Source organism: Pseudomonas sp. K5002 (assembly GCF_013386655.1).
GTDB lineage: Bacteria > Pseudomonadota > Gammaproteobacteria > Pseudomonadales > Pseudomonadaceae > Aquipseudomonas.
Genome location: NZ_JACARK010000824.1, coordinates 1 through 9,633, shown reverse-complemented (window position 1 = coordinate 9,633; position 9,633 = coordinate 1). Strand labels below are relative to the sequence as shown.

Below are 9,633 nucleotides of genomic sequence, written 5' to 3'. Positions count from 1 at the left end.
CCAGGGCTCCGGCGTCGATCAGCTTGCGCAGGGTCAGGAAGTCCGAATCCCAGCGCCGGTTCTGGTAGACGCTGAGCAGCACGCCCTGGCGCTCGGCGGCGGTGATCAAGGCCTGGGCCTGTTCGGCATTGCTGGCAAAGGGTTTGTCGCTGACCACCGCCACACCGTGTTCGATGGCCTCCAGCACCAGGGCCGGACGGCCCTTGAGGGTGGTGGAGATCACCAGCACGTCGACACCGGCCTCGGTGATCTGCCCGATACTGTCGAAGGCCTTCACTCCGGGGTGATCCGTCGCCAGTTGCTGGCGACGTTCGGGTGACCGTGTCACCACGCCGACAAAGGTCGCCCCCGGCAGGCTGGCTATCAGGGGTGCATGAAATACACGGCCGCCTTTGCCGTATCCAACCAGTCCGATTCGCATACAAATACTCCTTGGTTAATTGTGGCGAGGGAGCTTGNNCTCCCTCGCCACAGGGCACGCCACAACGGTCTAACAGCACAACTCGCGGGTCACCCGCTCCAGCATCATCCGGTTGGACTCATCCGGCCGGTCTTCCCAGGCAAACACCGACACCGTGGCAATGCCGTCGAACTTGATTTCCCGCAGAGTGCCGAAAAACGCCTCCCAGTTCACCTCGCCCTGGCCGATGTCCAGGTGCTGGTGCACGGTGGCGGTGACGCCCGGCGGGTTGACGATGTAGCGCAGGTTGGACGAAGCGCGGTGGTTGTAAGTGTCGGCAATGATCAAGTGGCTGAGCTTGGAGCCTGCGTACTTGAGCATCGAGGCGATATCGCCCTTGCCGTCGTCATAGAAGAAGGTGTGCGGCGCGGCGTAGAGGTAGTTGATCCAGTCGCGGTCGAGGCCGCGAATGATGTCCACCGACTCGTTGTTGCGCTCGCAGAAGTCGTACGGATGCGCCTGGATATCCAGCTTGATGCCTTCGCGCTCGAACTCCGGCATCAGCTCGTCCATGGAGCGCATGAACTGGTTTTCGCACACTAACGGATTGTCGGACTGGCCGGTGAATTCGGTGTTGACCAGCTCGCAGTCCATTTCCACGGCGATCTGGATCGCGCGCTTCCAGTTGCGCACGGCGGCAACCCGCAGGCCTTCGTCGGCGGCGGCCCAGTGGTACATGGGCAGCAGGGATGAGAGTTGCACGCCGGCGTCGCTCAAGGCCTTGCGAAATTCCTTGATGCGCGCGCGGTCGACCCGGGGGGCCTTGTAGAACGGCAGGAAGTCTTCCCGGGGCGAGAGTTCGATGTGCTGGTAGCCGAGCTCGGCGGCCTTGTCGACCATTTGGCCGAGGGGCAGGTGGCGGTACATGTAGGGGTCTAATGCGATGCGCATGCTTGAGATCTCCCGAATTTGAGGTAGGAACTCGGTCAANNGCGAATGCGGTGGGTCAGTCGATGCAAATGTTGACTGAAAGGCCGCATTCGCGAGCAAGCCCGCTCCCACACTGACTGCGTTACATCAGTGAGGGTTGTGGTTAGCCGTAGAAATGCGGACGGGGTGGCAGGCCCACTTTCACAATCTGCCCACTGTTCTGCGCCTCAATACACGCATCCGCCGCCACCGCCGCCGCAAAACCATCCCACGCCGACGGCCCCCCCACTTGCCCTGCCCTTACACCGTCGATAAACGCCTGCAGCTCAACGTCATACGCCGCGATGAACCGGTCTTTCCAATCCATCAGGATCGCATTCGACAACTTGGCCCCGCTGCGCATCTGCACCTGGGACGGCTCCGGCAATTTCGCAATACCGGTCTCCCCCACCACTTCGCACTGGATGTCGTAGCCGTACTGGCAGTTCACAAACACTTCCACATCGATGCGCGTGCCCTTGGCGGTTTCCAGCAGCACGATCTGCGGGTCACGCAGATGGGCCAGCGCCTTGCTCGATTTACGCGGGAACACCACCTGCACCGACACGTAGTCATCGGCCAGCAACCAGCGCAACACATCCAGCTCGTGGATCAGGGTGTCGGTGATCGCCATGTCGGTCTTGTAGTTCTCACCCACCCTCGGGTTGCGGTGGGCACAGTGCAGCATCAGCGGCTCGCCGATCTGGCCGCTGTCGATCACGGCTTTCAAGGCGCGATAGCCTTGGTCATACGGACGCATGAAACCCACCTGCACCAGGCGCTTGCCGTGGGCCACTTCGGCCTCGACGATCTTGCGGCAGCCTTCGGCAGTCACTGCCAGCGGCTTCTCGCAGAACACGGGTTTGCCGGCCGCAATCGCCGCCAACACAAATTCTTCGTGGCTCGGGCCCCATGAGGTCACCAGGATCGCCTCGACCTGCGGCGAATTGATCAGCGCGTGGCCGTCCGGGTACACCTCGGCGGTGAGTTTCTGGTCCGAGACGACCTTGGCCGCCTGCTCAAGGTTGATGTCGGTCACGGCCACCACCTGGCTGTTGAGCAAGGTCTGGCTGCAGCGACGAATGTGATCCTGGCCGATGGCGCCAGTACCGATAACACCCAACTTCAAAGACATGAAAACACTCCTCTTGTTATTAGTACTGCCGGGCCTTGGCCAGGCGTTCATTGAGTTGTTTGGCCACCGCATCGGTGCGCGCGCTGGTGGACACCTGCGCCACACCGACGCGCCACCACGACAGGTATTTGTGGATCATGGTTTTCGGCAGGACCTTGATATCAATCAGCGTCGACACGGTTTGCGTGCGCGCATCGGCCAGCGCCGCCTGCAACTGCTCCACGGTGTTGACCTTGTAGGTCTTGCAACCATAGGCCGCCGCACTCATGGCGAAGTCCACCGGCACAAAACCGCCGTCGAGCTTGCCGGTCTCGGGGTTGCGGAAGCGGAACTCGGTGCCGAAGCTGTCCATGCCGTGTTCCATCTGCAAATTGTTGATGCAGCCGAAGGTCATGTTGTCCAGCAGCACCACGTTGATCTTGCGCCGCTCCTGGATCGAGGTGGCCAGCTCCGAGTGCAGCATCATGTACGAGCCGTCGCCCACCAGTGCGTACACCTCGCGCTCGGGCTCGGCCAGCTTCACGCCCAATGCGGCGTTGACCTCGTAGCCCATGCACGAATAACCGTATTCGACGTGGTAGGTGTTGACGCCCTTGCTGCGCCAGCTGCGCTGCAAGTCACCCGGCAGGCTGCCGGCAGCGGCGACGATGATTGCGTCGTCGGCCAGGGCTTCGTTGAGCTCACCGAGTACGCGGCTCTGGGTCAGGCAGGAACCGGTCAGCTCGATAAACTCACGCAGCACCGCCGGGTCCATGTGGTCGTTGATTTCAGGGACGAAGTTTTCAGTCTGGTATTCCGCCTGGTAGATCCGGTCGACCTCGACGTCCAGTTGCGCCTTGGCATCCCGTGGTTGATCGCCCCAGCTGGAACGATAGTCGCCCAGGGCTTCAGCCAGAGCTTCCAGGCCGACCTTGGCATCCGCCAGCAGCTGCACGCCATCGAGTTTCAGTGCATCGCAAGGGCTGATATTGAGGTTGAGAAACTGCACCTCGGGATGCTTGAACAGTGACTTCGACGAGGTGGTGAAATCGGTATAGCGCGTGCCGATACCAATGATCAGGTCGGCTTCCGGTGCCAGCAGGTTTGCCGCCAGGCAGCCGGTTTCACCGAGGCCGCCGAGGTTCAGCGGATGGCTTGAAACCACCGCACTCTTGCCCGCCTGGGTTTCCGCGAACGGAATATCGAAGCGCTCGGCGAAGGCTTGCAGCGCGGCATTCGCCCCGGAGTATTTGACCCCGCCACCACACACGATCAGCGGTTTGCGCTTGCCCTTGAACGCCGCCACGGCATCCCCCAGCATCGCTTCGGTCGCCGGGCGACGGTCGATACGGTGCACGCGTTTTTGCAGGAAGTAATCCGGGTAATCCCAGGCTTCGCCCTGTACATCCTGCGGCAGGGCCAGGGTCACGGCGCCGGTTTCCGCCGGGTCGGTGAGCACGCGCATGGCGTGGATCGCCGCCGTCATCAGCTGTTCCGGGCGGTTGATGCGGTCCCAGTATTTGCTGACCGCACGAAACGCGTCGTTGGTGCTGATGCTCAAGTCGTGGAACTGTTCGATTTGTTGCAGTACCGGATCGGGCTGGCGACTAGCGTAGACATCACCGGGCAACAGCAGCAACGGAATCCGGTTGGCGGTCGCGGTCGCCGCGGCGGTCAACATATTCGCCGCACCCGGCCCCACCGAGGAGGAGCACGCGTAGATCTTGCGGCGCAAATGCTGCTTGGCAAAACCAATCGCCGCGTGGGCCATGCCCTGTTCGTTGCGGCCCTGATGCACCACCAGGTCGCCGCTGTCCTGCTCCAGGGCCTGGCCCAGGCCCAGCACATTGCCGTGGCCAAAAATCGTGAAGATGCCGGCGACAAACTTGCTCTGCACACCGTCGACTTCGATGTACTGGTTATCCAGAAACTTCACCAGGGCCTGGGCCATGGTCAATCGGGTTGTGGTCATGGGGTGCTCCTTATCGTTTCTGCAGGTGGGCGATACTCGCCCCCAATGCCTGCTTGATATCGGCCAGGCCGTGCACGCTTGCGGCGAACGGTTCGAACGACAGGTGGCCGCTGTAGCCGGTGCTGAGCAGCGTGTCGATCTGCGCGGCATTGCCCAGGATATCGCCCTCGCCCACCAGCACACGGTGGCCGTCGCGGATCGAGTTCAGCGGTGCGTCGGCATCTTCCACACCGGAGATATGCACCAGCCCGGTCAGTTCGGGGAAGAACTCATGTTCACTGGCCAGGTGGTGGTGGAAGGTGTCATGCACCACGCGGAACACATCCAGGCCGCCGACAGACTTGATCGCATCCACGGCCACGCGTTTGCGGCGCAGCGAGCATTCTTCAAACCCCAGGGGTTCGACAAAACCGAGAATCCCGTATTCCCGCAGGATCGGCGCCAGTTCACTCAAGGCGGTGCGCAAACCGGCCGCGCGCTGGGCTTCGTTGCGCGAGTCGGCGCGGTCGTTCAACGGGCACATCACCAACGCCTGCGCGCCGCATTCGCGGGCATAGGCAGCCAGCTTGATGGCCTGGGCACGGCGTTCGTCATTCCATACATCGAAGGGGTACAGCGCGTTGATCGACAGCACCGTGATGCCATGCACCGCGCACAATTCGCGCACGCGGCTGGCAGGGGTGCCGTCTTCAATCTCGATGCCCTTGAGGTCGTTGCGGATCTCGATGGCGTCGCATTTCAGGGTCACCGCCAGCTGGATAAAATCGGGCAGGGAAAGGCTGGGGGCGACCATGCGGTTCAGGGCAAAACGTAGAGGCGACTTCATTATTGTTGTGCTCCACACTCGAAAACGTTACTTGGCGGTTGGCATGCTGAATTCAGGGCCCTTGGCGATGCTGTCGGGCCAGCGTTGCATGACGCTCTTGTAGCGGCTGTAGAAACGAATGCCTTCTTCGCCATAGGCGTGGTGGTCGCCGAACAGCGAGCGCTTCCAGCCACCGAACGAATGCCAGGCCATCGGCACCGGAATCGGCACGTTGATGCCGACCATCCCGACCTTGATGGTGCGGGCAAAGGCACGGGCAATGCCGCCGTCGCTGGTAAAGCACGACACGCCGTTGCCGAACTCATGGGCGTTGATCAAGGCCACGGCGCTGGCAAAATCCGCCACCCGCACGATGCCCAGCACCGGCCCGAAAATCTCTTGCTGGTAGATGCTCATTTCGGTGGTGACGTTATCGAACAAGGTCGCACCGACGAAGAAACCACCCTCCGCGCCCGGCACCTTGAAGCCACGACCGTCGACGATCAGCTTCGCGCCCTGGGCCACGCCCTGGTCGATAAACCCTTCGACCTTGGCCTTGTGTTCGGCGGTAACCAGCGGGCCCATCTCGCTGTCTTTTTGCATACCGTTGCCGACCTTCAACTGGTCGATACGCGGCAGCAGTTTTTCGATCAGCCTGTCGCCGACATCGCCCACCACCACGGCAATCGAGATCGCCATGCAGCGCTCGCCGGCCGAGCCGTAAGCCGCGCCGATCAAGGCGTCAGCCGCCTGATCCAGGTCGGCGTCGGGCATCGCGATCATATGGTTCTTCGCCCCGCCCAATGCCTGCACACGCTTGCCGCGCTGGGTGGCCTGCTGGTGGATGTACTCGGCAATCGGGGTGGAACCGACGAACGAAATCGCCTCGATATCCGGGTGCTGCAACAGGCCATCTACCGCGCTCTTGTCACCCTGCACCACGTTGAACACACCGTCGGGCAGACCGGCTTCGGTCAACAGGCGGGCCATCAGCAAACTGGCGGACGGGTCGCGCTCCGACGGCTTGAGGATGAAGCAGTTACCGGTGGCCAGCGCCAGCGGGATCATCCACAGCGGCACCATCACCGGGAAGTTGAACGGGGTGATGCCGGCGCACACGCCCAGTGGCTGACGCAGGTTCCAGTTGTCGATGCCGCCGCCGATGTTGTCGCTGAAATCGGTTTTCAACAGGTTTGGCGCACCGCAGGCGAACTCGACGATCTCGATACCACGGGTGACTTCGCCCTTGGCGTCGGAGAACACTTTGCCGTGTTCGCGGCTGATGATTTCAGCCAGCTCATCGTGGTGCCGGTCGAGCAATTCCTTGAATTTGAACAGCACCCGCGAACGGCGCAGGGATGATTGCTCGGACCACGCCGGGAAGGCTTTCAGCGCCGACGCCACGGCCTCATCGACGGTCTTCTGGCTGGCCAGCCCGACGCGGGCCTGGACTTCGCCGGTGGCCGGGTTGAACACATTGCTGAAACGCTCACTGGCGCTGTCGTGCACCTGGCCGTTGATGTAATGGCCGATTACCGGGGCGTTGCTCATTATTGTTCTCCGTCGAAAGTGCTTAAAGATCCAGCAGCCAGCTGTGCTGCGGGTCGTTATGGAAATGCCAGGCGCGCTTGGGGCCGGCCATCACGTTCAGGTAGTAGGACTCGTAGCCATACGGCACGCTGACCGGGTGATACCCCTTGGGCACCACCACCAGGTCGCTGTTTTCCACGGCCATGGCCTGGTCGATGCTGCGGTCGTCGGTGTAGACGCGCTGGAACACGAAGCCCTGGGGCGGGTTGATCTGGTGGTAGTAGGTTTCTTCGAGAAAGCTCTGGTGCGGCAGATCGTCGGTGTCGTGCTTGTGGGGCGGGTAGCTCGACGAGTGACCGGACGGTGTGCGCACTTCCACCACCAGCAGCGAATGGGCAGGCTCGCTGTCGGGCAGGATGTCGCACACGTAGCGGGTGTTGGCGCCCTTGCCACGTACGCTGCGCTTGCATTGCTCGGGGCGAATCAGACGGGGTGCCAGACCTGCGTCGGTTGAGCCGGGAGCGGCGCAGACGGCAATTTGCACGTCGCTCAGCGCGGTGACCTGGGCGTCGGTGCCTGGCGGCAAATAAGCGGCGAAGGGCGACTTGTCTTCGAACACCGAGTGGCGATCACCGAGGTTTTCCCAGTTGAAGCCTTCGCCCTGGATAGTCACCCGGCCGCTGAGCAGCACCAGGCACAGTTCCTTGTCGCCGGCGGTGACTGGCAAGGTTTCACCCAGGCTCAGGCGGTAGGCGGCGAAGCCCACGTATTCCAGGCGCCCTTCTTCCAGCGCCACCATGGTTTGCCCGCGCTTGCTGCTTTTGACCAACAGGCTCATTGTCCAGTCCTCTCGCTCAACAGTGCGCGCAGGGTGTCGTAACCCTTCTTCGCATAGATGTAGCTCGGCGCCACGGCAGGATCCTGCTCGGCCTCCACTACCAGCCAACCCTGGTAATTGGCGGCCAGCAGCACGTCCAGCAGCGCGGCGAAGTCGATATCGCCGTCGCCGGGCACGGTGAAGGTGCCGTTGACGATGCAATCCGGGAAGCTCCACATCTGGTTGCGTGCCAGTTGCACCACCGGCTTGCGCACATCCTTGAAGTGCACGTGGCAGATGCGGGCGATGTGTTTGCGCAGCACCTCGATAGGCTCGCCGCCGCCCATGTAGCAGTGGCCCGAATCAAACAGCAGGCCGACTTCCGGGCCGGTGCGGCGCATCAGTTGGTCGATGTCTTCCGGGGATTCGACGTAGGCGCCCATATGGTGGTGGTACGCCAGGCGCACGCCCTGGGACAGGGTGAAACGCGCCAGTTCGGTGAGTTTGTCGGCGTATTCCTGCCAGGCCTGTTCGCTGTGGAAGCGCGGGCGTTCGATCAGGCGCACCGGCGAACCCTGGATCGAGTCGGCGACTTCTCCATACACCAACACGCTGGCGCCGTTTTCACGCAGCAGTTCGACGTGGCTGGCGATGGCTTCGATTTCTTCCGCCACCGAGCGCCGGGCCAGGCGACTGGAGTACCAGCCGGAGACCAGTGCCAGGTCGTAGGGGCGCAATACATCGCCGACACCTTTGGCGTCCTTGGGGAATTTGCCGTTGAGTTCAAAGCCTTCGTAGCCGATGTCCTTGCCTTCGCTGAGGGCCGTGCTCAACGGCGTTTCACCGCCCAGGGCCGGCAGGTCGTCGTTGCTCCAGGAGATCGGATTGATGCCAATTCGGATAGCGGGCATGGCTGCACCTATTATTGTTTTTTCAGAGTTGCCTGAGATCTGCTTTATGTGGGAGCGGGCTTGCTCGCGAAGGCGGTGGTTCAGTTGGTGTATCAGTCGACTGACACTCCGCTTTCGCGAGCAAGCCCGCTCCCACATTTGACCGTGTTTAGCTTCGAGAACTGCGCCAAGCATTAATCAATTGCTCAAAGATGCACTGCACCTGCTCAATCAAGGCTTGATCGTCAATCTCCCCCGCCAGCCAGGCTCGGCTCGGTTCCTGGAAGATCGTGCGACCCACGGCGAACCCGCGGCAGGTCTGGCTTTGGCTGGCTTGCTGGAAGCCATCGGCCAGGCATTCGGCGGAAGCGTTCAGGCCCAGCAGCACCACGCCCCGGCAGTAGGGATCGCGCTCCTGGATCAGCTCGTCGAGCTTTTTCCAGTCTGCGGCCGACTGCGCCTCGATCTTCCACCACGCCGGGTAGATGCCCAGGTTGTACAGGCGCTTGAGGCTGCGATAGAGCACGTCGGGATAGGTGGACGGGTGATCCTTGGGGGGCACGACTTCCAGCAGCAGCTCATGGCCGCTGACCAGGGACGCCTGATACAGGGCCTTGAGTTGCGCTTCCTGTTCCAGGCGCAGCAATGGCTCGTCATCGGGGTGAAATTGCACCAGGCACTTGATGATCTGCTCCCGGGGCCAGGCAATCAGGTTGCTGCCCACCGAGCGCCCGTGTTCAAAGGCCAGCGGCCGTGAGTTCTGGACTTCCACCGGGCGGGCGATCCACCAGCCGCGACCGCTGGCGGCGTTCAGCGCGTCCTGGCCGAAGCGTTGGTCGGCCAGAATCCCGACGTCAGCCTCGACGCCCTGCTCCGCCAGTTTGCTTTCAACCCGTTCCACGGCCTGGATGAACAGTTGCTTCAGGGCGCTGATGCGCGCCAGGTCCTGGCCGCCCTTTTGTGCCAGTTCCACCAACTGCCAGCGGTGGTCGAAGGCAAATACAAACAGCTGCTTCCAGACCTTGCGCGGCACGCTGACCTGGTGCAGGCGTTGCAGCACCGCGTCCTGGTCCGGGCGGGTAATCGGCACCGGGCTGTTGAACAGGTAATCAAGTTCGGCGCGGGTCGGCATGGCC

The 9,633-nt window shown here is 62.2% G+C and carries 9 protein-coding genes; all 9 read right to left on the bottom strand.

Annotated elements, in window-relative coordinates; all coding sequences use genetic code 11:
* A partial coding sequence (locus tag HX846_RS29275) for a Gfo/Idh/MocA family protein (RefSeq protein ID WP_178966686.1) occupies nt 1-421 on the bottom strand: 421 nt, incomplete at its 3' end.
* A gap of 69 nt (nt 422-490) precedes the next feature.
* Nucleotides 491-1,351, bottom strand: coding sequence for a sugar phosphate isomerase/epimerase family protein (locus tag HX846_RS29270; RefSeq protein ID WP_003214697.1), 861 nt, complete (start codon nt 1,349-1,351; stop codon nt 491-493).
* Nucleotides 1,352-1,493: 142 nt separating this feature from the next.
* Complete coding sequence (locus tag HX846_RS29265; RefSeq protein ID WP_177022793.1) at nt 1,494-2,504, bottom strand: Gfo/Idh/MocA family protein; 1,011 nt, start codon at nt 2,502-2,504, stop codon at nt 1,494-1,496.
* Nucleotides 2,505-2,523: 19 nt separating this feature from the next.
* Complete coding sequence (gene iolD / locus HX846_RS29260; protein ID WP_177069053.1) at nt 2,524-4,455, bottom strand: 3D-(3,5/4)-trihydroxycyclohexane-1,2-dione acylhydrolase (decyclizing); 1,932 nt, start codon at nt 4,453-4,455, stop codon at nt 2,524-2,526.
* 10 nt (nt 4,456-4,465) lie between these two features.
* Nucleotides 4,466-5,281: a TIM barrel protein gene (locus HX846_RS29255; protein ID WP_177055072.1), complete on the bottom strand. Its 816-nt coding sequence runs from the start codon at nt 5,279-5,281 to the stop codon at nt 4,466-4,468.
* A gap of 27 nt (nt 5,282-5,308) precedes the next feature.
* Complete coding sequence (locus tag HX846_RS29250; RefSeq protein WP_178966684.1) at nt 5,309-6,811, bottom strand: CoA-acylating methylmalonate-semialdehyde dehydrogenase; 1,503 nt, start codon at nt 6,809-6,811, stop codon at nt 5,309-5,311.
* A gap of 22 nt (nt 6,812-6,833) precedes the next feature.
* Nucleotides 6,834-7,628, bottom strand: a complete 795-nt coding sequence (gene iolB / locus HX846_RS29245; protein ID WP_003214687.1) for a 5-deoxy-glucuronate isomerase — start codon at nt 7,626-7,628, stop codon at nt 6,834-6,836.
* Nucleotides 7,625-8,518: a myo-inosose-2 dehydratase gene (iolE, locus tag HX846_RS29240; protein WP_087694126.1), complete on the bottom strand. Its 894-nt coding sequence runs from the start codon at nt 8,516-8,518 to the stop codon at nt 7,625-7,627. The genes iolB and iolE overlap by 4 nt, the downstream gene beginning before the upstream one ends.
* Nucleotides 8,519-8,666: 148 nt before the next feature.
* Nucleotides 8,667-9,633, bottom strand: a 967-nt coding sequence (locus HX846_RS29235; protein WP_178966682.1) for a DUF2090 domain-containing protein, incomplete at its 5' end; no start/stop codon positions are given.

Bases quoted from the DNA above. Each gene is read 5' to 3' on its own strand.
- HX846_RS29270 (WP_003214697.1), bottom strand. From the start codon at position 1,351: ATGCGCATCGCATTAGACCCCTACATGTACCGCCACCTGCCCCTCGGC.
- HX846_RS29255 (WP_177055072.1), bottom strand. From the start codon at position 5,281: ATGAAGTCGCCTCTACGTTTTGCCCTGAACCGCATGGTCGCCCCCAGC.
- iolE (WP_087694126.1), bottom strand. From the start codon at position 8,518: ATGCCCGCTATCCGAATTGGCATCAATCCGATCTCCTGGAGCAACGAC.
- iolD (WP_177069053.1), bottom strand. From the start codon at position 4,455: ATGACCACAACCCGATTGACCATGGCCCAGGCCCTGGTGAAGTTTCTG.
- iolB (WP_003214687.1), bottom strand. From the start codon at position 7,628: ATGAGCCTGTTGGTCAAAAGCAGCAAGCGCGGGCAAACCATGGTGGCG.
- HX846_RS29250 (WP_178966684.1), bottom strand. From the start codon at position 6,811: ATGAGCAACGCCCCGGTAATCGGCCATTACATCAACGGCCAGGTGCAC.
- HX846_RS29265 (WP_177022793.1), bottom strand. From the start codon at position 2,504: ATGTCTTTGAAGTTGGGTGTTATCGGTACTGGCGCCATCGGCCAGGAT.